This window comes from Marivirga lumbricoides, assembly GCF_014636295.1.
Lineage (GTDB): Bacteria > Bacteroidota > Bacteroidia > Cytophagales > Cyclobacteriaceae > Marivirga > Marivirga lumbricoides.
This window is the reverse complement of the sequence record NZ_BMEC01000004.1, coordinates 50,843-74,122: the sequence shown is the minus strand read 5'-3', so window position 1 is coordinate 74,122 and position 23,280 is coordinate 50,843. Positions and strand designations below refer to the sequence as shown.

General features: G+C 40.4%; 15 protein-coding genes. 11 read left to right on the top strand and 4 right to left on the bottom strand.

The genetic code is table 11. The annotated features are described in order from the left end of the window. Positions 1–178 precede the first annotated feature (178 nt). From IEV85_RS07285 to IEV85_RS07270, 4 genes are all read left to right on the top strand, one after another. Positions 179–1,237 (top strand): efflux RND transporter periplasmic adaptor subunit, encoded by a 1,059-nt coding sequence (locus IEV85_RS07285; protein ID WP_188461751.1) that lies wholly within the window; start codon positions 179–181, stop codon positions 1,235–1,237. Between the two features lie 54 nt (positions 1,238–1,291). Further along, positions 1,292–4,471 (top strand): efflux RND transporter permease subunit, encoded by a 3,180-nt coding sequence (locus IEV85_RS07280; RefSeq protein ID WP_188461749.1) that lies wholly within the window; start codon positions 1,292–1,294, stop codon positions 4,469–4,471. Continuing rightward, positions 4,464–9,167: an efflux RND transporter permease subunit gene (locus IEV85_RS07275; RefSeq protein WP_188461747.1), complete on the top strand. Its 4,704-nt coding sequence runs from the start codon at positions 4,464–4,466 to the stop codon at positions 9,165–9,167. The genes IEV85_RS07280 and IEV85_RS07275 overlap by 8 nt, the downstream gene beginning before the upstream one ends. A gap of 919 nt (positions 9,168–10,086) precedes the next feature. Continuing rightward, the gene (locus IEV85_RS07270) at positions 10,087–10,788 is read left to right on the top strand and encodes a hypothetical protein (RefSeq protein ID WP_188461744.1); all 702 of its coding nucleotides are present in this window, start codon (positions 10,087–10,089) and stop codon (positions 10,786–10,788) included. A gap of 635 nt (positions 10,789–11,423) precedes the next feature. On the opposite strand, the gene IEV85_RS07265 is transcribed toward IEV85_RS07270, so the two are convergent. Then, a complete protein-coding gene (locus tag IEV85_RS07265; protein ID WP_188461742.1) occupies positions 11,424–12,512 on the bottom strand; it encodes an SGNH/GDSL hydrolase family protein in 1,089 nt (362 codons plus the stop codon). A gap of 772 nt (positions 12,513–13,284) precedes the next feature. Next, the gene (locus tag IEV85_RS07260) at positions 13,285–14,028 is read right to left on the bottom strand and encodes a CPBP family intramembrane glutamic endopeptidase (protein WP_188461740.1); all 744 of its coding nucleotides are present in this window, start codon (positions 14,026–14,028) and stop codon (positions 13,285–13,287) included. A gap of 294 nt (positions 14,029–14,322) precedes the next feature. On the opposite strand from IEV85_RS07260, the gene IEV85_RS07255 reads away from it, so the two are divergent. Continuing rightward, on the top strand, positions 14,323–14,733 hold the full coding sequence (locus IEV85_RS07255; protein ID WP_188461738.1) for an Rrf2 family transcriptional regulator: 411 nt from the start codon (positions 14,323–14,325) through the stop codon (positions 14,731–14,733). A gap of 52 nt (positions 14,734–14,785) precedes the next feature. Continuing rightward, the gene (locus IEV85_RS07250; protein WP_188461736.1) at positions 14,786–15,628 is read left to right on the top strand and encodes an SDR family oxidoreductase; all 843 of its coding nucleotides are present in this window, start codon (positions 14,786–14,788) and stop codon (positions 15,626–15,628) included. Positions 15,629–15,766: 138 nt separating this feature from the next. Here IEV85_RS07250 and IEV85_RS07245 read toward each other — a convergent pair whose 3' ends face one another. Next, positions 15,767–16,615, bottom strand: a complete 849-nt coding sequence (locus IEV85_RS07245; protein WP_188461734.1) for an alpha/beta hydrolase — start codon at positions 16,613–16,615, stop codon at positions 15,767–15,769. 312 nt (positions 16,616–16,927) lie between these two features. Then, positions 16,928–18,337 carry an alpha/beta fold hydrolase gene (locus IEV85_RS07240; RefSeq protein ID WP_188461732.1) on the bottom strand — a complete coding sequence of 470 codons (1,410 nt, stop codon included), beginning with the start codon at positions 18,335–18,337 and terminating at the stop codon, positions 16,928–16,930. 318 nt (positions 18,338–18,655) lie between these two features. On the opposite strand from IEV85_RS07240, the gene IEV85_RS07235 reads away from it, so the two are divergent. From IEV85_RS07235 to IEV85_RS07215, 5 genes are all read left to right on the top strand, one after another. After that, complete coding sequence (locus IEV85_RS07235; RefSeq protein ID WP_188462262.1) at positions 18,656–19,396, top strand: EcsC family protein; 741 nt, start codon at positions 18,656–18,658, stop codon at positions 19,394–19,396. Between the two features lie 884 nt (positions 19,397–20,280). Continuing rightward, a complete protein-coding gene (locus IEV85_RS07230; protein WP_188461730.1) occupies positions 20,281–21,723 on the top strand; it encodes a DUF4153 domain-containing protein in 1,443 nt (480 codons plus the stop codon). Continuing rightward, complete coding sequence (locus IEV85_RS07225) at positions 21,716–22,180, top strand: hypothetical protein (protein WP_188461728.1); 465 nt, start codon at positions 21,716–21,718, stop codon at positions 22,178–22,180. The genes IEV85_RS07230 and IEV85_RS07225 overlap by 8 nt, the downstream gene beginning before the upstream one ends. 2 nt (positions 22,181–22,182) lie before the next feature. Continuing rightward, the gene (locus IEV85_RS07220; RefSeq protein WP_188461726.1) at positions 22,183–22,851 is read left to right on the top strand and encodes a DUF1361 domain-containing protein; all 669 of its coding nucleotides are present in this window, start codon (positions 22,183–22,185) and stop codon (positions 22,849–22,851) included. Continuing rightward, a complete protein-coding gene (locus tag IEV85_RS07215) occupies positions 22,832–23,194 on the top strand; it encodes a diacylglycerol kinase family protein (protein WP_188461724.1) in 363 nt (120 codons plus the stop codon). Before IEV85_RS07220 ends, IEV85_RS07215 begins: the two co-directional genes overlap by 20 nt. Positions 23,195–23,280: the final 86 nt, after the last annotated feature.

Below are 23,280 nucleotides of genomic sequence, written 5' to 3'. Positions count from 1 at the left end.
GATGTTAGATACTAGATACTAGATGCTAGATACTAGATGCTAGATACTAGATATTAGAGAATAGAGAAGAAATGGACTTAAAAATTAGTAATAGTAAATCTTTAAAAAATCAATCTCATGTCTCACTACTCACTACTTGATACTTAATAAATGATACTCACTACTTAAATTAAACAACATGAATAAGCTACTACAATTTATCTCTCCTCTCCTGCTCATCACCGTGCTCTGGTCATGTAATCAGGAACAGTCGAGTATTCAGACAGAAATAAAGATTCCGGTTTCGGTGGTCAGCATTAAGCCGCAAAGTATTTCCCGATTTATTGAAACTACCGGCACAGTGTATTCTTCCAAAGAAGGCACCATGAAAGCTGAGCTGGGAGGTATTTATCGTCTGCAAAAAAATCCGGCTACGGGCCAACCCTTTGCACTGGGAGATGCAGTTAAAGCAAATCAGATCTTGATTAGAATTGAGAATGAGGAGTTCGTTAATGGTCAACAAGTAGAAGGGAAAAAGCTCAACCTGGAGTTAGCAGATAATAATCTACGAAAGCAAAAATCGCTATATGACAAAGGAGGCGTTACCGAAACTGAACTAAAAAATGCCTCCATTCAATATGTGAATTCAAAGTACTCTTACGAAAATGCAGAAATTCAATTGGCTAAAATGGTGGTACGAGCTCCTTTTGAGGGCGTAATAGTAGAATTGCCTTACCACACTGATGGCGTTAAAATTGAGCAGGGATCGGAGCTATTCAAGGTGATGGAGTATGAAAAGCTCTTGATGGATGTAAAGCTTCCGGAAAAGCATTTGGCAGAAGTTACATTGAATCAACTGGTTCAAATCACTAACTACAACATTGCAAAAGACACTATCAGAGGCAGAATAAGTCAAATTTCCCCCATTATTGATGCGGATACACGCACCTTTAAAAGCGTACTGCAAATCAATAATGACAAACGCCTGCTGCGCCCGGGTATGTTCATAAAAGCTGCCATTTTATCTGAGCAACGCGACAGCACCATTGTAATTCCTAAAGAAACCGTCATTTCACGGCAGGATGCAAAAGTGGTATTTATAGTAGAAAACGGGATCGCCACGGAGAAAGCCATCACTACAGGTCTGGAAACAATGGATGAAATTGAAGTGCTGAGCGGCTTGAAAATCAATGACAGGTTAGTTGTGAGTGGCTTTGAAACGCTGAGAAATAAGAGCAAAGTAAGTGTATTGCAATAACACACTTCTCAGATATAAAATTAGTAATGTTCCCATTAGTTAAACCCATGTAATTTGAAAAAGATAGTCTCACTGGCCGTATCCTACCCCATTTCCATCCTGATGATGGTACTGGCCGTCATTTTATTAGGTACCATTTCGTTTGGGAAACTACCCATAGAATTATTCCCTGACTTAAAAAATCCCACTTTGTTCGTGGAACTAAAGGCCGGGATTAAACCTCCTTCAGAAATTGAAAAGCAGTTTATTGAGTCTATAGAATCGGTAGCCATCAGGCAGAATGGTGCAATGGAAGTAAGCTCCATCAGCCAAATGGGCTATGGCCGGGTGACTGTTCAATACGATTGGGGCAAAGATATGGACGAAGCTTTTCTGGATCTTCAAAAATCCCTTTCCAGCTTTAATATGAATGAGGAAATAGAAGAATTTGTGATTTCTCAATTCGATCCCAATGCCACCCCTATCATGGTATTAGGCCTTTATAACCCTAATTCCAATGATACGGAATCACTACGCCAGGTGGCAGAAAATAATTTCAGAAATGAGATTATCCGACTGCCGGGAATTGCAGAAGTTCGCCTTTCAGGAGAGCAGGAAAAGGAAATAATTCTGGAAACAGACCCCAATTTGCTAGCCTCTTATGGCCTCACGGTAGATGATTTAGTGGCTAAAATCCAAAATTACAACCGGAATGTTTCCGGTGGCTTTATTGAGGAACTAGGCCGAAAATATGTAATCAAAGGCCTCGGCATTATAGAAAATCCGGAAGATTTGGAAGAGTTAGTGGTGGGTTACACCAATCAGGAAAATACAGCAAACCCTGCAAACCCTTCACCCACAGGGGGAGCCGCTGAAGTCGTTCAAACTTCTGCAGCTCCTCAGCCAACAACAACAGCCAATCAGGTGCCTGTGCTTTTAAGAGAGGTAGCCACCCTGAAAATAATGGACAAAGAAGCTAACAGCATTGTTCGGGTGAACCAGCAACGAAGCCTTGGCATGTCCATCTTTAAAGAGACCAAATACAATACAGTAAGTGCAGTAAATGAACTGACAGAGGTGCTGGAAGATTTGAAAAAATCTATTCCCGGTTATGAATTTGTCATCATTCAAAATCAGGGCAGGTTTATACATGGAGCTATTGATGAAGTGAAGGATTCAGGCCTCTACGGAGCCCTCTTTGCAGTGATTATTTTGTTTGTGTTTCTCCGTAGATTGGGCTCCACTCTCATTATCAGTATCGCCATTCCCATTTCTATTATTGCCACCTTCAACCTAATGTATTTCAATGGATTAACATTAAATGTGATGACCCTTGGCGGGCTGGCATTAGGTGCAGGTATGCTGGTGGATAATGCCATTGTAGTAGTAGAAGCCATTTTCAGGAAGCGGGAAGAAGGTCTGAGCGTGATGGATGCCGCCATTCAGGGAACCAGCGAGGTAAGTGGTGCTATTACAGCCTCCACACTTACTACAATAGTTGTTTTTCTGCCGATTGTCTATCTTCAGGGTCCTTCAGGAGAATTGTTTAAAGACCAGGCCTGGACAGTGGCCTTTTCCTTAATTTCCTCTCTGGCAGTGGCCATTCTGGTTATTCCCATGCTTTTTACAAAAATCTTCCGCAAGGACACTGTTAAACAGAAAGAAAAACCATTAAAATATAAAGCCTACAGAAACTTTCTTGATAAAATGCTTCGCTACAGAATCGCTCTGATTGTAGTTTCATTCCTGTTGGTAGCAGCTTCATATCAACTCATCGACATCATAGGAAGTGAATACATGCCACAAGCAGGCACTAAAGCCATCTCTGTAGACCTCAGCCTGACTAATGGCACGCCACTTTCCAGAACCTCCTCTACAGTAGAGCAGATTGAAGGCCAGTTGATGCTACTTTTTGAAGGTCAACTGGAACATGTATATGCGCATGTTGGTCCTGAGAAAAACCAGTCAGGCATAGAAAATGAAAATGTGTACGATGAAAATAAGGCGAACCTAAAGCTTATCTTCAGGGAAGATTTGGAGCTGGATATTGCAAGTGTCACCTCTTCCCTTTCCACCTATTTTGATGGAATACCAGGTATAGAAGCCAGTTTTTCGAATGATGAAAGTGCATTGAATGCAGTGGTGGGTGATGAACAAATGCCACTTATGGTGGAAGTAAGTGGTGCCGACTTTAACTCGCTAAGCATGCTTTCAGATTCAGTAATGCTTATCATGAGCAGCAACAACAATATTTATGAACCGGTTTCCAATCTCGAGCAAGGGATTCCACAAATTCAGGTGGACGTTGATAAATACAGGGCCGGTTTAATGAGTTTATCTATTGATCATGTGATCACTCAAATTAAAGATCAGCTGGAAGGCAAAAAGGCAGGCACGCTGGAGCGAGGTGGAGAAATGCAGGATATCATGATCAAAGTGCCTAAAATCTCATTGGTAGGTTTGGAAAATATGAGAATAAAAAGCAGCCAGGGGGAATTTCCTCTAAGCGAAATTGCCACTGTAAGTGTGCAATATGCTGCCAACTCCATCTACAGGAAAAACCAGACCCGCATGGTTTCCATAGGTGCACGGGTAAATCCTGATCAGCCTTATGACCAAATAGTGAAATCTATTGATGACTCCTTTGCAAAAATTGCGGTTCCTCCACAATATAAGATTAAAGTGGCAGGTCAGGAAATACAGCGAAGGGAGTCGATGGACAACCTTACTTTCTCACTGATTCTCTCGGTGCTTTTGGTTTACATGGTGTTAGCTTCGCAGTTCGAATCGCTTTTACATCCATTTACCATCCTTTTAACCATCCCTTTAGCATGTGTAGGTGCTTTGCTGGCTTTTTTCATCCTGGGAATGCCTTTAAACATGATGGCTTTAATCGGTATCATCATGCTGGCGGGAATAGCTGTGAACAACTCGATTATACTGGTTGACAGCATCAACAGGAATAAATTAGCTGGCATGGCATTGCGGGAAGCAATTTTGGATGCTGCACAACGCAGGTTCAGGCCTATTCTTATGACCAGTCTAACCACTATTTTAGCTTTACTGCCACTGACATTTGGTTTTGGAGAAAGTGCAGCATTACGCGCTCCTATGGCCATAGCTGTAATTGGCGGGTTGGTGACTTCCACGATTTTAACACTGGTGATTATCCCGTGCTTCTATGAAAGTATTGAAAACCTTATCAGTAAAATCAGAGGAAATAAACACGTAAAAACGACCCCCTCACATGAGTAAACAAGGACTATTACATACTATCATTAAAAGGAAAGTCCTGGTATCGATGCTATTTATTGGCTTCACTGTAATGGGCTACATTTCCTACAATAAATTGCCGGTAGAGCTTTTCCCTAATGTGGAACTGCCTGTATTAATTGTACAGGTAGCCTCCACCTCGGAAGTGGATCCAAAATACATGGAACGTGAGGCTATTGTACCGCTTGAAAGTGCCATTAGCACCTTGGAGGGCATTGAAGAAATTACCTCCAATGCTGATAGCAGGCAGGGAATGATCTTTATTTCCTTCAGGAAGGGAGTGAATATTAAGTACGCTTACCTTAAACTGGAGCAAAAAGTAGGTGCTATAAAGTCTGATCTCACACCCGATTTTATGGTCAACATCGTCAAAATAGACACCGAGCAGTTTACCAATGCCTTCATGGATTTGCAGGTATTAGGCAGCGGTGGCGTGGATCGGGTTAGGAATGTAACCGACCAATACATCACCAACCGCTTAAATGATATTGATGGAATCGGAGGCGTGGAAGTATTTGGTGGACGTGAAAAAACTGTTGAAATCATCATGAATGATGCAATTTGTGAGGCCAATGGCATTACACCTAACACTATTAGCAATGTGTTATCGCAAAACTCCAACAAAAGTGCCTTTGTAGGGCAAATAGAAAGGGACGGACAGCAGATTTTTGTGAATGTTACTGCCGAATTAAAAGACATCAAAAACATCCAAAGTCTGGTGGTGTCTGAGAAAGGGCCATTGCTTTTGAGCGATGTGGCTGATGTGTTTTTCGGAGTAAAGGAGCAGACCTCGCTCAGCCGCGTCAACGGAAAAGATGCTGTTTCCATTAGGCTATCCAAGGATACGCAAGCCAATCTGATTGCGCTCTCAGAGGAAACACTGGAAGTAATAGAAGCCATTAACAAAGACCTGAAAGCACTGGATGTGGAGTTGGTGGTTCAAAGAAATTCAGCGGAGCAGATGACTACCAATATAGATCAGATCAAGAACCTGGCCGTTAGCGGAGGACTCCTGGCTATTTTTGTTTTGTGGGTATTTCTGCGTAGAATGAAGTTTATTCTGAGCATTGCACTGGCTATTCCTATTTCAGTATATACTGCTTTCAATTTCTTCTATGCAGCAGGTATTTCCATTAACAGCTTAACACTTATAGGCATGGCACTTGCCATAGGCATGTTGCTGGATAACAGCGTAGTAGTGCTGGAAAACATCTACCGGAATGTAGTGAATAAAAAACCAAAAGAGGAAGCTGTAGTGGATGGCACCAAAGAAGTACTACGCTCAGTAGTAGCCGCTACCTTAACAACAGTAACTGTATTTCTTCCCTTTATTTTCTCCTCCAATTTCCTGGTGACCATGATAGGGACACATATAGGCATTTCCATCATTTCCACGCTTTTGGTTTCTTTAGTGGTAGCCCTGGTGTTAATCCCTATGTTGGCACATGCCGCCATTAATAAAGATGACGAAGAAAAAGCACCACTGATCAAAAATGCTTCTATCCGGCAGCGCATGATTCAGCAATATGTAGTGATTTTGAAATCCTGCTTCAGGAAACCTTTGCTGACGGTGATTGGAGGACTGGTGCTGTTTTTTGTCACCATTGGGCTCAGCTTATTCGTAAGTTTGTCAGGCCCCACTGATGTGGAAAAAACAGAAATGAATTTGTTTGTTACCATGCCACAAGGTGCCACACTGGCTTCTACCGACCTGCGGGTGCAAAAAATTGAAGAAAAGGTGATGGAAATTCCAGTGGTCGACAAAGTGATCAGCCAGGTTTCCGAAGGCGATGCTGTTTTAAGTATTTCACTGGTGGAAGGTTTTAAAGATCTGGATACCATCTCAGTTGCTGACATACAAAACAAGCTCACCGGCATTGCTAAAAACTTTGAAGACCTGGAGATTTCTCTCAACAAGCCTCCGCAAACAGGTGTAGGACAAAGTGGTGCAGCAAGCTCTGCCTCCTCAGATTTTGAACGCATGCTGGGCATTGGTTCAGCTTCTGAACGGATCGTCATCAAAGGACAGGATTTTGAACTGATGCAGGTGATAGCCAATGATATCAACAGCTATGTAAGCAGTTTACAATCTATCGAAAATAGCCATGTGAATATTAGCCCGGAGCGTCCGGAGGCCCATATTCGTTTTGACCAAAAAAGGATGAGTGCGAATCACATCACGCAACAAAATGTAGCCATTGGCCTGAATGATTTTCAACCCTCCTTTGCCTCAGGCTCCAAATTTGTGAGTGGTGGTGAGGAATTCGAGATCACCATTCAAACGCAAAACCAAACCACGCGAGCCGCTAAAGAAATGAAAGACCTGCGGGAAATGCCCATTACCAGCAGCACCGGAGTGGCGCACTCTCTATCTGATATTGGCTCAGTAATTTACTCTTCAGGGGAAAGCACCATTACCCGCTTAAACCAGGAAAAACGCATTGAAATCACTTATAATTTTATTGATGAAGTGCTAAAATCCGAATCGCTGCTGCAATCTTCCCGACTGGAAATTGACCAGATAGTGAGTGGAATCAATGTGCCATCAGGCATGGTGGTAGATGTTATCCATGATGAAGGCCTGTACGATGAGTTATACTTCTTTATTTTTGCCTCCATTGTTATCATTTTCATGATTTTGGCTGCTGTATTTGAGTCCTTGTACCTCCCAATCGTGATCATGTTCTCCATTCCGCTGGCAGGCATTGGTGCTTTCCTGGGGCTGACTTTTACTGGCAATTCCTTATTAAACGCCAATACGCTGATAGGCTTCCTCATTTTGCTCGGTGTAGTGGTTAACAACGGCATCATCCTGATCGATTATTCCCGTATCCTCAGGAGAAAAGGCTATAATAAGTACAGGGCATTGATGATCAGTGGGATTTCCCGTATCCGGCCAATACTCATTACTTCCATTACCACCTTTGTGGCCATGCTGCCTTTGGCTTTGGGAGATGCAGAGTATGTAACCAGCATTGGGCAACCTTTTGCGGTAACGGTTATGGGCGGACTGGCTTTTGCCACCATTCTCACACTCATCTACATACCTACCATGAGTGCCGGACTGGAAAGCGTATTGGATTGGTTCAGAAATCTTAAAACAAGCATTAAGCTCGCGCAGATTATATTGATGGTAGCCATAGCAATGCTTATCTTTCTTTCAATAGAAGGAATGCTATGGCAGGTGATCTGGTTCCTTACCGCTGTGCTCCTCATTCCCGGAGGCACTTATTTTATCATGACCTCATTGCGACAGGCTAATGCCAAAATGGTAGCCCCTGATGAAGCCATGCATATTGAAATCCAGAACCTGACCAAGGTGTATGGTAGGGACAAACGCTGGCTGCGGGAGTGGAAAGGCAATAAACGTTTATTTAAAGCGCGAAATGAGGAACCTGTGTCAGGCAAAATCATGCTGCAAAACCTGATCTGGCAAGGGGCTCTAATCACTTTTCTGGTATATTTTGTCTATTTCTTTCTGGATAAAGCTTTCTGGCAATTGCTCTTTATGATTGCCCTGCATGCCCTGCTCCTTTCAATCTTTAATGATGCCGCACAGCTGGTACCAACAAGAAAAAGGCTGATGAGCTTCTTGCATGCTGTTCTGTATTGGGGCTTTCCTGTAATAAGTGCTGTTTACCTCTACAGTGATATCAATACGAAAGGTGTGGGTGTATTCCTGATAATGCTTTGGTTTATCGGCTTATTTCTTGTGCGGATGTCACGAAAACTTTCCAACCATAAAGTGGTAATAGATGAAATTAAAGGCCGCTTTGCTAAAGTCCGTAGGCTATACTATAAATTGATGCTATCTATTCCCTTTGTAAAACCGAAGAAACCTCAATTTAAAGCTTTAAAAGGCGTGAGTTTAACCATAGAGCAAGGAATGTTTGGTTTATTAGGTCCTAATGGTGCCGGAAAAACTACGCTTATGCGGATTTTATGTGGCATTATGGACCAAAGCTACGGCAAAATCTGGATCAATGGTCATGATACCACCCTCAGCAGGGAAGAACTGCAGGGACTGATTGGCTACCTGCCGCAGGCTTTTGGTACCTATGAAAACATGACGCCTTATGAGTTTTTAGACTACCAGGCAATTTTGCGCAAAATCAGCCAAAAGGATGTACGGGAAGAGCGAGTGCAATACGTACTAAAAGCGGTGCATATGGATGAGCATCAGCATAAGAAAATCGGTTCGTTCTCAGGTGGTATGAAACAGCGGATCGGTATTGCGCAAATCCTATTGCACCTGCCAAAAATATTGGTGGTAGATGAGCCTACAGCCGGATTGGATCCATTGGAGCGAATCCGCTTCAGGAACCTGCTGGTGGAGCTCAGTCGTGAGCGGATTGTGGTATTTTCTACCCATATTATTGAAGATATAGCCAGCAGCTGTAATAACCTGGCGGTGCTGATTTCCGGTAATATTGAATACATCGGCAGCCCGACTACCATGGCGGAATTGGCTGATGATAAGGTTTGGGAATTTCATCTCTCACCTGAACAGTTTGAGGTGGAAAAGGAGAATTACCTGATTGTGCACCATATGCGGGAAGGAGAGCAAATTAGGGTGAAATGTTTAGCAGATAAGCAACCGCGCGCTGATGCCGTGCATGTGCGTGCCAACCTGGAGGATGCGTATTTGTGGCTGATGAAGAGTAGAAGCCCCCTATAGTCCTCCAAAGGGGGATTTGAACTCATCCCGTCACCCGCTAGTGGGCACCACCCTTCTCTTTTGTGAAGAGAAGGGAAAGGTAAGGACGAAATTCAAAACTTTGAAAATATAGAGAAACACGAACTTAAATAAATAAAAATTGAAACGCGATCTCTCCCCCTTTCTTAAAAAGGGGGTAAGGGGGATTCTTAGATAGAAACAAAACCAAGGTCTGTGGCTCACAGACCTTAAAGTACAATGTATAAGCTGGTAGTCTGTGAGCCACAGACCACGGTGATCGAATAGTCATTGTGAGTGCAACGAAGCAATCTCTTCCAATCAACAAGATTGCTTCAGTCATGCTTCCTTCGCAATGACGAAACATTTACGTTTAATTAAAAAATTTATAATACATTGAAAAAGGATGGACTGAATTAATTGGAGTGAGCTAAGAAAGCTACCGGAGTGAAGAATAATAAGAACCTTTAGCTTTAGAACTCAACCAGCCAACGGCTGGCAAGCCCTTCTCTCTTTTAAAAGAAGGGAATAGTAAAGACAAGTATTAAAACTTTGAAAGTATAGAAAAACACGAACTTAAATAAATAAAAATTGAAACGCGATCTCCCCCCCCTTTCTTAAAAAGGGGGTAAGGGGGATTCTCAGATAGAAACAAAACCAAGGTCTGTGGCTCACAGACCTTAAAGTACAATGTATAAGCTTGTAGTCTGTGAGCCACAGACCACGGTGATTGAATAGTCATTGCGAGTGCAACAAAGTAATCTCTTTCAATCAACAAGATTGCCGCGGTCATACTTCCCTCGTAATGATGAAAAATTCGATATATCTAAAAGAACAGCGTAAATTATCACTGAATCTCTCCCCCTTTCTTAAAAAGGGGGCAGGGGGATTTTACATATAGAAAACACAAGACCAATTAAACATGAAAAGCTACTTACTACTCCTCTACAGACTCATCACCTACAACGTAAAGGTAATATTCGCGAACAAATTCGTCTACTTTGTGCTGGCGGCATTTCTGTTCTTTGGTTTCATCATTATGATCACCATTTTTGAGGACCCGGAATTTAATGAGGCAGTAGTTTACGGCTTCCTGGTGTTCCCAGGCTTGCTGCTGATCTTCTACCCTATGGCCTATGGCATTCAGAATGATGATGATTCCAAAATGCTGGAAACCATTTTTGGCATTCCCAATTACCGTTATAAAGTGTGGCTGGTGCGCTTTGTGTTGGCCATAGGCGTGGCAGGCGTCATTTTATTGGTACTGGGTAGCATTGCCAATATGACTTTGTATCGATTTAGCCTACTGCCTATGGTGGGGCAAGTCCTCTTCCCTATCGGGTTTCTGTCTTCGCTGGCCTTTATGCTTTCTACATTGATTAAAAATGGGAATGGCACTGCCATTGTCATTGTAATTGTATCCTTTATCTTCTTTGTTTTTGCAGAACCCCTGCAATACAATGTTTATAATGTCTTCCTCAACCCTTTTTCAGAACCTCGTGACATGAGTGAGTTCATCTGGCAGACCATTATTTTCAAAAACCGACTGTACCTGATGGTGGCCAGTGCCCTTTGCCTGCTCTATGGGATGTTCAATTTACAGTTTAGGGAGAAGTTTGTTTAGGGGCCTTTGATGTCTAAAAGAACAGTGTAAATTCTCACTGGATCTCTCCTCCTTCCTTAAAAAGGGGGCAGGGGGATTCTCCGCATAGAAAATTCAATTAGAACGTCATTTGAGAGGAACGAAGCAATCTTTCCAAAACCAAACATATGTTCCTTATAACATTAGGTCATTCTAATGCTAAGATTGCCACACTGCGTTCGCAATGAACGATACACTATGTGATTAACTTTCAATTAAGTCTGTTAAACCAAGGTCTGTGGCACACAGAACTTAAAGCATAACGATAAACTGGTAGTCTGTGAGCCACAGACCGCGGTGATCGAATAGTCATTGCTGCCGCAACAAAGCAATCTCTTTCAATCAACAAGATTGCTTCAGTCATGCTTCCTTCGCAATGAACGAAAAATTTGATATACCTAAAAGAATAATGTAAATTCTCACTAGATCGCTCCCCCTTTCTTAAAAAGGGGGCAGGGGGATTTTCCGCATAGAAAATTCAATTAGAACATCACTGCGAGGAACGAAGCAATCTTTCCAAAACTAAACGTATGTTCCTTATAACATTAGGTCATTCTAATGCTAAGATTGCCACACTGCGTTCGCAATGGCGGTACACTATGTGATTAACTTTCCATTTACCAATTGATATTTTCATCAATGAACTGAATAAGACTGCTGGCCATTGCTTCCTGTTCTGCAATGGAGGGATGCCCTGGAGTTTCTTTAAAAGGAAAGAAATGGATATAAATATGCTGATCATTTAAATTAGCTACGGCCTTACTGACATAGCCCGGCCATTTTGATCCTTCCTGAGTGGCATCCATATTACCCAATGCACAGATGATATCGGCTTCAGGATAGTGGCCTCTTATATCTGCCACAAATTGCTGATACGCATCAATAATGTACTCATCACTCGGTGCTGTGTCTCCGAAATTACTTTTAAATTCCGGCCTTTCCGGTAAATTAACAAGCCATGAATCGTTCTGCATCAGGTTGATCACCACCACATCAGGTGTAAACCTGGAAAAATTCCATTGACTGGTAGAGTCATTTGGGTCCAGTCTGTCATAAATTTCAGGCATAATTAAAGGGAACCAGCTAATGGTGATTCCGATGCCGCTTTTACAAATCACCTGATATTCCGCATCAAAGTGGCGGGCTGTAATGGCTGAGTAGCTTAAGTAATTGTTAGTAAAAGTACTGTCCGGCCTGTCGCTTCCAGAAGTATCCTCCACTGCGTAACCTGCTGTAATGGAATTTCCGTAAAACTCTATTTTTCTTTCTTTGGGTGCCGGTTTTGGTAATACGCTGGCATTCCCCTCTATCTTAAACCCGGCAAAAACCGTTTTGCCTCTGTCCCACTCCGTACGCTTAAAAATCCTGACTGAGTGGGCCCCTTCGGGCAGTTGTGAAGCTAATTGATAGTACTGTTGCGTAGTATCCGGCCTTAGAAGCACTGGCTCATTATTGTCAATGATTATATTGTAATAATTATCTCCGGTTTCGTCTTGTAGCAGTGCGTGAATGGATTCCCCTTCAAAATTCATTTCTATGGAGGTACCTGACCAGTAGAGGTTGGTGCCTTCATCAGTAGAATCTATTCTACCCCAATACTCAATTTCCGGGTTGGTATAATTGACGATTACTTCTTGATTACTTTTACTTTGGCAGCCTATGTTAAGGACTGATAAAATGAAGAGTAGCCTGGGAATGAGTCTCATATTTTTAAAGATTATATTTTACAAAAACAGACCGCAATAATACGAGAATAATAGCAATTGATACTTTTTTTGAGGGAGAAGTTTGTTTAGGGAGACTAACCATGATTTAAACCAAGGTCTGTGGCACACAGAACTAAAAGCACAATGATAAGCTGGTAGTCTATGAGACACAGACCACGGTGATCGAATAGTCATTGCAAGTGCAATTGACCTGCCGTAGCTCGTAACCAAATATTATTCGTTCCCACGGCTTTATGATGTTTCCCTCGAGACTTTGCATGCTTCCCTCGGCATCATTTAGGCTTCCCTCGGCACTTTTACCCCTTCCCTCCACAATTTCAGGGCTTCCCTCGGCCCGGGGAAGTCCAATAGTGGGTGGGAATGGTAAAATGTTTTTTTGTTAAATGAAAAAAACCTCAACTCTTATAGAATTGAGGTTTCGGTGCACCCCTATCAAAATAAGTTCTTCCAAATAGAAGTCAAGCTGGCTAGTTTACGGCTGGAATTCTAATTAGATCCCCCCCTTCCCCCCTCAAGGGGGGAGCTACTATGATCTGAGATTTTGCCTAGTAATTAAAACTCTGCTACATGGAAACAGTGATAAAGTAATTTCTTTCCTACTATCTATAGGGGATAATAGGGGTGTTTTTGCTGTGAAAAGGTCAACTTAAAACCGCTGTCTGTATAGGCTTTTATACCCCTTCTTCCGGCTCTCATCTTTTCGGAAAATGTATTTTCATACTCTATTCAAACATCTTGTCAATTCCTAGACTCAAAGTAAGTAAAATATGCAATAAATCATTCCCAAATTAAATCCGGCATGGCAAAGCACAGCTCCCCACAAGGAGTTGGTCAATTGCTTGGTTTTAAAAAACAGTAGGCTGACCAGAAACATACCCAGCACCCAAATGAATGTAGGAATGAGGTAAAAGCTCCAGCCGCCATCAATAAACACAATCCCAAAGTGGGCAATATGTGTGAGGGCAAAAGCTGAGCTGTCTACAAATGAGGCTCTTTTCTCACCAATTGACCTGGCAAAGCTACCATGCACAATGCCTCTGAAGAAGAACTCTTCCCCAACAGGGCTGAAAATCATTCCCGTTCCTGCCATGGAGATAAATAATATTAGTTTGTCATCTGCAGATATTACCTCTGGTATATTGTATGATTTAGCAATATAAACATACCAGTTTTGATAAGACGTGTCATAGAGTTCTGTGCCAATGAGGTATAGTATCAGGCTAAAGGCCACTCCGGCAACCAATGCTAAAATTAAGGCCCCTATTTTGTTGGTCTTCTTTATCCCGATTTTATTTCTCCCAAACCTGCTTAAAAAGAGGAAAGGAACCAGGGCAGATACTACCATAATGGCACCAATGGCTCCATAACTTCCGGTTTGATTGGCTTTTAAAACGAGAAAGAATCTGGGTATACAGATGAGTGCTAATAGAAAAACACCCAATTTCCAATCAAATTTGAAGTACTTATTCCAAAAAGGCTTTAGTTGGTTCTCCATGTGTCAACTAAGATATCTGGTTTTATCAATTATACTTATTATAGTCCATTTGCGAGAAACTCACAGCAAACCGTAAATACTTAAATTTCAACCTCTAAGCTAATTTTTTCCTTATTTAATTGCAACTCAATCATCCAAAGACAATGTAGTTCAATATTTCACATCGCATTTTTTCTAATTAATATTCTCTAGCTAATATTCAACACTGAGATATGCATGATAAAATAAAAAAACTAAATTTAATTGTAACATTTTTTGTTACAGTTAGTATTAAGTATTAGATTTACACGAATTATGAATAACACAAGGTTTGCAACAGCGCTACATATATTAACCCTCCTGGCAGATAGCGAGGGGGAATGGCTTGGTTCTGAATGGATAGCGGGTAGCATCAACGTAAACCCGGTAGTTGTTCGGAAGGAACTGGGCGTGCTTATAAAGGCAGGCTTAGTGCAAAGTAGAAAAGGAAAAGTGGGAGGCTATTATTTACAGAAAAGCAGCAAATCCATTACGCTGGACGAGGTATACCTTGCCGTAAAAAACACAGAAGTGCTTGGCAAAAAGAATTTACTGCCAAATCCTAACTGCCCCATAGGTAAGGACATTAATGTTCATCTTGGTAACTTATTTTCCGACCTGGATCAATTGGTTCTTCATGAACTGAGGACCAGAACGCTGGAAAATTTTGTAGCTGAATTTCACTGACTTTTTTTAATTATTAATGTAACAAACTTTATTACAATAAAACACAAATATTATGAAAATTGGAATCACCGGAGCAACCGGACAACTAGGAACTTTAGCTTTAGAGCAATTGAAAAGCAGAACTGATGCTGCAAATTTAGTGGCACTTGTTCGCTCACCCGAGAAAATAAAAGAGGTAGATGCAAAAGCTTTTGATTATGATAAGCCTGAAGGTTTAGCTGAATCTTTGAAAGGAATAGACAGCCTCCTCCTCATTTCTGGCAATGAAATTGGGCAAAGAGCCAGACAGCATGAAAATGTGATTAAAGCGGCAAAGGAGGCAGGAGTGAAATGGCTTATTTATACAAGTATTTTAAAAGCAGACTCCTCTACTATCAGCCTTGCAGCTGAGCACCTGGCTACTGAGAAATTATTAAAAGCCTCAGGAATACCCTTTACGATCCTGAGAAATGGATGGTATACAGAAAATTACACCGGATCTATTTCAGGAGCGCTTAGTGCGGGTACCTTTATTGGCAGTGCGGAAGATGGTAAAATATCATCCGCTGTGCGGGCTGACTTTGCTGAGGCTATTGCAGTAGTACTCACAACTGATGGGCATGAAGGAAAGATTTACGAACTGGCTGGGGATGAAGCTTATACGCTAAGTGAGTTGGCGGCAGAAATTTCTAAGCAAAGCAATAAAGATATTCCTTACCAAAATTTGCCAGAGGAAGAATATAGCAAAGCTTTGAAAGGCATGGGATTACCTGAAGGAATTGCAGATGCTATAGCCAGCTGGGATGTAAGTGCTTCCAAAGGGGATCTTCACTCAGAAGATAATACCTTATCGAAATTGATCGGTCGTCCGACAAAATCATTGTCCTACGCTGTAAAGGAAGCCTTAGATAAGTAGCATATCCTCTAAATTCATTCGGGAGATCTCTTAATAACAGTGAAATCTCCCGGATGATTTATTTTATTAAGTTAAATGTGAGAAGAAAATATTCCACCAGGAATTATTATAGCTTTATAAACCCCTGTGTTCCTCACCTTATTTCCCCCCCTTTATCTCCCTTGTTAATGTTTCAACTTCTCTTTCTAACAGCGGAAGTGCGGGATACATCATTTGTCCATGATTATTTCCATCCATTTCATAAATTCTAACCTTCTTATGCCCAGCTACTTTCATCATTCTCATCATATAGGCATTCTCTTCGTACCTTCCCAGCATCTCCAGCTCTCTGTCGCCAGTGATAATTAGTAGAGGGGGCGCATCAGGCCTGACATGATAAAGCGGAGCCATTTCGTCAATAATGGGTTGTTCTCCTGGTATTCCTCTCTCCTGCCGAACCGTAAAATGAGTGATGGCATGTCCTGAAAAAGGTATTAGCCCTGCAATTTTATTGGCATCAATTCCATGTACTGTTAAATATTGCTTATCCAGCCCAATCATGTAGGCCAGATATCCCCCTGCTGACATACCGGAAACAAAAATTAAATCCTTATCACCTCCATAATTATCAATATTCTGGAATGCCCAGGCAGTGGCCGCTGCAGCGTCTTTAATGCATTCAACAGCTTCAACATTCGGAGAAAGTCGGTAGCCAACTCCTAAAACAGCAAAGCCTTTATTTTTTAGATATTCAGGAATAAAACGTTCACCACTTGTTAATCCACCACCGTGGAACCAGACAATAGTCGGATAATTTTTTACGCTAGTGGGGTAATAGAAGTCGAAAACACACATCTTCTGCATGTAATCATCTCCTTGCATCATCTTTTCACTATAATAGGGAACCGCTGTTTCTGTTTTGTAATCAATTTTAGCTTTAACATTCTGACCAAATGTATTGTAGTTAAGCGTGATCAGCAATAGAAGAATTAATAAGTTTACTTTCATATTAGCGTAGGTTCAGAATATTTTATTGAAGGACTATATATTAGTATTGATTATAAGTAGCAGCAATTTTAAAGATATTTACTATAAATGACAATATAGGAAATATTAGAAAGAGTGGAGAATTGAAATTTGGTGACATTCGTTAATTCCACTTTCAGGCGGTACTGTTTATTAGTTTTTCTTCTGGCTGTGTCCTTTACTCGCTACAAGCAATCCTAAAACCTCTACCATTTAAAAAAGCAAAGCTCTGCTGATGTACTTGGACGTGCTATCAATCAGAGCTTATATACTTGTTAATATTTGGCTTAGTAATTACTTTAAAGATGTATTATCATCAGTTATCATTATGTTTTCCATTTGCTCTCCTCTTGCAAATTTGGATACAGCGGATTCAAAACTATCTGGAGCAAAAAGCGCGATAAAATGGGGTGCATCTTTTACTTTTACCAAAGTGACACGATTATTTTTTGGCAATTTCTCAAAATGCTTAATAGCACCTGCTAGAGGAGTTTTCGGATCAAGCGTTCCATGTAAAATCAAGGTGGGAGGCATACTGGCAGGTACCTTTCCATAATAACTGTCTCTCTGATATGTAGGCATTGAATTTTCTGCCAATAGTTTTGGTAAAGGACTAGTGAATAAAAGATTTTCGGATTCCGCAGTTATTTCACTTTTTTTAATCGCCATTCGCAAATTGTTTTCTGAGGATGAAATTACCTGTACAAGTGGTATAGAACTGGCTGAGGTTGAATATTTAGATCCATAACTGTTATAAAACTGCGTGATATCTGCTATAGCCTTATTTAGAGGCTCAAAGTTCTCTACTGATAAAGCCTTTATAATCTTCGGTATATTGTTTCTCACTTTGGGAACATCCAGCATCATACCAAAAATGATAGATAAATCCTGTTTTGGTAAATTTTGAGCAAAAACTGTATCAGTTTTAGATCTGTGAATAATATTTTGCATTTGGGTAGTTAAAGAAACCTTTCTTTTTGATGCTCCTTTATCATAATGTGCCAACACAGCTTTCCCCACTTCGTTCGTAACAAATGATCTTTGACTTAAGTCATACTGATTATCGTCCTGCAGCGGCACAAAAGAATCTAAAATAACCCCATCTAATTCCACTGTTTTAAGTTGGAGAAACCTCATTATTAGTTGCGTTCCATAAGATACCCCATAAACATACTTTTTACCAGCACCACTCAGTTCCTGAATCAGTAAATTAAGGTCATTCGCAGCATTTGTGATTGAGAAGGCTTGTACATAATTTTGATTACTATACATATATGTAAAGCATGAACCCCATTCCTCATTAACAAGACTAATGCCGTTAGGAGAGTCTATAGATTCTTCCTCAGGGCAAATTTTTCCGGAAAGGCCGGTACCTCTATGATCCGGTACTAGTATATCTAACTTCGGGAAAATTTTGGAAAACTGTTCTATTAAAGGATACATACTAGCTCCTGATTCTCCCGGACCACCTGGAATTAACCAAATTGATCCTTCTCTTTTTTCTGCAGCTGGAAATTTTCTAACAAATAGATCAATTGAATCTTTATTGCTGGCCTCATAATTCAAAGGTGCTTTTACAGTGGTACAGAAAGAGGAATTAAACTCTTGGAGGCTGTTCTGGTCATTGCATGGGTTAAATTGAGCTGCTAAGACTGTTGGTAACAAAGAAAAGATGAGTAATGATTTGAGTTTGTTTCTTATCATTTGAAAATGTATTATCTGATAATAAATTTTGTTGACTTTACGATTAAGCTGGTCCTTATCACTTAATAAAAGTCTGAAAGTAGTATTTTTATGTCTATTTAACCAACCTGCCTTCTGAAAAAACAAGAAGTATAGTATAGACTACTGTTTTTGCTATATAAATGAATAAAATAAAGCACTATATAATAGCAGATGGCGATTGTTAATAAAAAGATCGAATTAGTACTATTGGTCAATTGAGGTAAGGTAATCAGGATGTGGCAACATATCAATCAGCTTAAACGTTGCCAATCCTTAAGTCAAAGACTTGCTCAGCCTATGAAAATTGATGAAAACGCTGCTTATTTCCTGAATACTTACCATGAGTACTGGGTTTGGCGCATGAAAATGAGTAAAAGACCTACCCTGCTTAATAAAATGGCTAAGGGTGTGCAGCATAAAATCAATGGCATCATTCCTGAAAAAGTCCACATAGTCATTACCAAAGCTGTGAAAGAGATTATCAGAGGCGTGTTATTTGGAGCAGAATACACCACTTTTCAGCGCATACAGCTTGGTACTTTGGAAGAAGTGGAACAATTGGCCCGAAAAAAGATCAGTATTTACGCTTCTTCCTCGGCAGCTGAAGGTGCTATAACCGGCTTCGGTGGTTTCTTTTCCAGCCTGGCGGATTTTCCCTTGTGGCTATCTCTTAAAATGAAAATGCTATTTGAAATAGCCAATGCATATGGAATAGATGTAAAGGACTACAAAGAAAGGTTATTCATTTTACATATTTTTCAGCTAACCTTTTCCAGTCAGAAACATCGGAAAGCCATCTTCCAAATAATGAGCGACTGGGAACAGCAAAAAGAACTGCTCCCCAACGATATTCATGAATTCGACTGGAGAACTTTTCAGCTGGAGTACCGCGATTATATTGACCTGGCCAAGCTGATCCAGCTAATCCCCGGCATTGGTGCTATTTCAGGAGCTTATGTGAACCATACCTACACCAAAAAACTGGGTAAAAATGCTATGAATGCTTATAGGATGAGAATAGCTGCATACCATTCTTGAGAATTGAGGATGAAGATTTTGTACTGGTTTTTTTATTACTCCTCTCGCCTAGGTTCGTGTCCCACGAAACTTAACTGGAAGGCTATTTGTGATTAATAAAGAGCAATTGAAACTGATTATCAATTGTAACTAGGCAGCCAAATATCACAGTATCTGCTAATGGCTCGTGAGACACGAACCATGGCAGATACATACAATGGCTAACAAAGTCATTTTTGTTTTCCCTGATAGAGCGTATTTGAACCTTCATATCGTTGGTGTTTTCATCAACAACTCTAGCTGCAGCAAAGTATTGTTTTTTAAAAAAAAAGCTTGTTTGTGAAAACATCAACAAGGAGATTATACTTCTAGGGGTGACATATACTCATGAGAACTGCTATGCAGGTTTTGTCATGATTTTTTTATTACTCTCGCCTCTCGCCTAGGTTCGTGTCCCACGAAACTTAACTGGAAGGCTATTTGTGATTAATAAAGAGCAATTGAAGCTGATTATCAATTGTGTAACTAGGCAGCCAAATATCACAGTATCTGCTAAATGACTCGTGAGACACGAGCCATGGCAAAGGAAAGGTGAAGTAGTAGTTATTCCTTCCGTTTTGTTGCTGTTTTCACCAACAGGAGAAAGCTAAGCACCTCTGAAGATACACCTACCCCTCAATTTATTTTTAATTTTTTGGCCAATTGTTGCATATTTTTAAAAACTTCAGTTACCTTTACTTTGTGATTCAAAGTACTTTTATTTTTATCACTATAATTAATATTTTGATAAAAAGACAAAAGAAGAGTTAAGCACTATATGCAGCGATAAAATTTAACTGCATATTTTTTTTATTAAATACTTTGAAATACAAAGTGCTTTCGATTAAATAACTATTATACTAACTATGAAAAACACAATGAAATCTACCCTCTGGCGATACGGCTTGCTCATATTATTTAGTAGCTTCTTATTCTACCAACAAGGATTTGGGATTAACAGTCTATTGTTTACAGCTTTGCTTCTTCTTATTTTACTTATAAAACATTCACAACCAATCAAGGCCAAAGGGTATTTATGGTTTTTTATTTCAGGCATGGTATTGTCATCCATAGCTATTATCATTTTTCATTCCACCATAGCCATACTAAGCCTTTCTGCTTTCACGCTATTGTTAGTGGCAAGCCTTAATTTAAACAGCCAGTCTGTTTTTGTACTACTGGCCAATAGTCTCTATTCCGTGCTGGTCACCCCTTTAATATGGATTACCGACAAGCTTTTCAGCACTGCTACCTCTTTGGATCCCGGAGATGTAAAGGCAAATAAAAGCCAGCAATTAGCTGTTTTGCGGGTAAGTGCGGTAGCCATCCCCTTAGTGGGTGCTGTTATTTTTATTCTTCTCTATGCTACTGCAAACCCTTTATTCTCCAATGCCTTCAATTGGATTTCATGGGATTGGATTTCATTCACTTTTTGGCTCGGGGTACTCTTAGCAGGAATATGCTTTTATCATCCTTTAAATCAAATGAATCGCTGGCAGGCCCAACAAGGCAATACCATCAGCAGGAAGAGAAAACTATTGACGGACACCCACCCCCTTGCACTTAAGTTTGAGTTAAAAACTGCTGTTACGCTACTCATTCTTTTAAACATACTTCTATTGGCGTTTAATGGAGCAGATTTACAGTATCTTCTGAAGGGCATTACGCAGGATCCTGAATTTTCTCATGCCGACTTTGTGCATCAGGGAGTATACACCCTAATTATTTCAATTGTGCTGGCCATTAGCATCTTGCTTTATTACTTCAGAGGCAATATGAATTTCTATAAAAACCATCTCACCTTAAAGAGATTAGCTTATGTTTGGATTGCGCAAAACCTGCTATTAGCTGCCAGTATTACCTACAAAAACCTTATTTATATCCAGGAATTCAGCTTAACATATAAGAGAATTGGTGTTTTTGTTTATATCATTTTAGTGGTAGCCGGTCTGCTTACTACCTATGTAAAAGTGAAGAATAAAAAGACTACATGGTACCTTCTCAACATTAATAGCTGGGTAGCTCTCGCTCTCCTATTAATCAGCAGCTTTATTCCCTGGGATAGCTGGATTACCCGTTATAATCTGAGCAAAAGTGAGAATCCGGATATCAATTATTTGATCCAGCTTTCCGATGCTAATATCCCTCAGCTATTACCTCTCCGCCAGAATCCTTACCTGGCTGAAGCAACTCAGATAGCCCTGAATCAGAAAATCAGTTCATTTGAAGAAAGAGAAGAGAACAGGGGTTGGCTTTCATGGAACTACCAGGATTATCTAACACTTAAAGCACTTGAATGTGATGAATGACATTTTTAAAATCCACCTGAAGACAGCGCTAAAAACAGGCCCTTTATCCATGTTTATTTTTCTGTTAATGCTTGCCTACATTGAAGAAAAGAGCATTCTGGAAGCTAATTTCATTTTAGTATTTTGGATAATAGGAAGTGTATTAACTACTATCATTGCTCTAATAGCCAGCTTGATTCTTTTCGGAACCTTTGAGCGTATTGATGGTTATTTTAAGCTCAATTTAGCCCCAAGGGCAATGTACCATTACTTTTTGCCTTTCATGGTATTTTCCTTCGCTTTGATAAATGTATTCATACTGGCACAAGGTATTCACAAAGAATCCAGGGCTCTACTTTTCACAGTCGACATCTCGGCCCTTTTGGGATGGAGCATTTTCACCTATGAAAAATTAAAAGCAAGTCATATACATCGCTACCTCAGTAGAAATCAATTTACTCAACATCAAAAATTATAAATATGCAGATTTCCACATCAATTAAATTTATTGGTTCCACCACAAAATGGCTCTGTTTACTCACTGCTTTTTGCGGAGGCCTAATTGCTTTTCAAAGCATCGTTACTTCAAATTACACCTATTTCTTCCTGGTATGGAATTTATTCCTGGCCTGGGTACCTCTGTTTTTCGCGCTGATCTGGCAGAAACGGCTGGAAATGAGCAAACCATTAGCCAAATGGAAACAGTTCGGTTTATTCGGTCTTTGCCTGCTATTCTGGCCCAATGCACCTTATCTTATTACAGATTTGGTGCATCTTAACCGCTGGATTAACCCAGCTCAATGGATAGATATCATTGTATTCTTTTCCTCGGCATGCACGGGTTTATTGCTAGGTTTATACTGTTTATACAAGGTGCAACAAATTCTTTCCAACACATTTAGTGAGTTCAAATGCCGGCTTATAATGGCTGCTATTATTATTCTCTCGAGTTATGGAATTTATCTCGGCCGTGTGCAGCGCTGGAACAGTTGGGATCTTCTTACAAGACCGCATCACCTTATTTGGGATGCTTTGGTTCAGTTAGGCGATCCTGAAGCATGGAGCATCATTATCGGTTTCAGCTTGTTCATAGGCTTCACTTATTTTCTCACCCTTCAGATGATTAAAAATGTTAGGTATAAAAAATAGCATCAACAAGAATATAAAAAGCTACGGATATGCTCTAAAAGGTATTTATATGCTATTCGAAGAGAACAATTTCAGAATCCAGCTACTGGCTGCCACCATTGCCATATCATTAGGCTTTCGATTAGGCATTACAGCAGATCATTGGCTTATTATTATTGCCTGCATTGGCGTTGTGTTAATGGCAGAAGCGGGCAATACTGCTTTGGAAAAGCTGTGTGATCACCTGCACCCTCAACAACATGAAGTGATAGGCAAAGTGAAAGATCTTTCTGCAGGTGCTGTGCTCATTGTAGCTTTCGCTGCTGCAATTATAGGAACCATGGTATTCTGGCAGTATTTTTAATCAGCTCAATCTAATTCAATTAGATATATTTTTACTCCTCGTTTGCAACGAGAAGATAAGAGCACCGATTTAGTAAAGCTGAGCAC

What these genes read in the sequence shown, in the direction of transcription:
- IEV85_RS07260 (WP_188461740.1), bottom strand. Translation starts at nt 14,028, where the DNA reads ATGGAGAACCAACTAAAGCCTTTTTGGAATAAGTACTTCAAATTTGAT.
- IEV85_RS07275 (WP_188461747.1), top strand. Translation starts at nt 4,464, where the DNA reads ATGAGTAAACAAGGACTATTACATACTATCATTAAAAGGAAAGTCCTG.
- IEV85_RS07215 (WP_188461724.1), top strand. Translation starts at nt 22,832, where the DNA reads ATGTTAGGTATAAAAAATAGCATCAACAAGAATATAAAAAGCTACGGA.
- IEV85_RS07255 (WP_188461738.1), top strand. Translation starts at nt 14,323, where the DNA reads ATGAATAACACAAGGTTTGCAACAGCGCTACATATATTAACCCTCCTG.
- IEV85_RS07225 (WP_188461728.1), top strand. Translation starts at nt 21,716, where the DNA reads ATGAATGACATTTTTAAAATCCACCTGAAGACAGCGCTAAAAACAGGC.
- IEV85_RS07285 (WP_188461751.1), top strand. Translation starts at nt 179, where the DNA reads ATGAATAAGCTACTACAATTTATCTCTCCTCTCCTGCTCATCACCGTG.
- IEV85_RS07220 (WP_188461726.1), top strand. Translation starts at nt 22,183, where the DNA reads ATGCAGATTTCCACATCAATTAAATTTATTGGTTCCACCACAAAATGG.
- IEV85_RS07240 (WP_188461732.1), bottom strand. Translation starts at nt 18,337, where the DNA reads ATGATAAGAAACAAACTCAAATCATTACTCATCTTTTCTTTGTTACCA.
- IEV85_RS07270 (WP_188461744.1), top strand. Translation starts at nt 10,087, where the DNA reads ATGAAAAGCTACTTACTACTCCTCTACAGACTCATCACCTACAACGTA.
- IEV85_RS07265 (WP_188461742.1), bottom strand. Translation starts at nt 12,512, where the DNA reads ATGAGACTCATTCCCAGGCTACTCTTCATTTTATCAGTCCTTAACATA.
- IEV85_RS07230 (WP_188461730.1), top strand. Translation starts at nt 20,281, where the DNA reads ATGAAAAACACAATGAAATCTACCCTCTGGCGATACGGCTTGCTCATA.
- IEV85_RS07250 (WP_188461736.1), top strand. Translation starts at nt 14,786, where the DNA reads ATGAAAATTGGAATCACCGGAGCAACCGGACAACTAGGAACTTTAGCT.
- IEV85_RS07245 (WP_188461734.1), bottom strand. Translation starts at nt 16,615, where the DNA reads ATGAAAGTAAACTTATTAATTCTTCTATTGCTGATCACGCTTAACTAC.
- IEV85_RS07235 (WP_188462262.1), top strand. Translation starts at nt 18,656, where the DNA reads ATGAAAATTGATGAAAACGCTGCTTATTTCCTGAATACTTACCATGAG.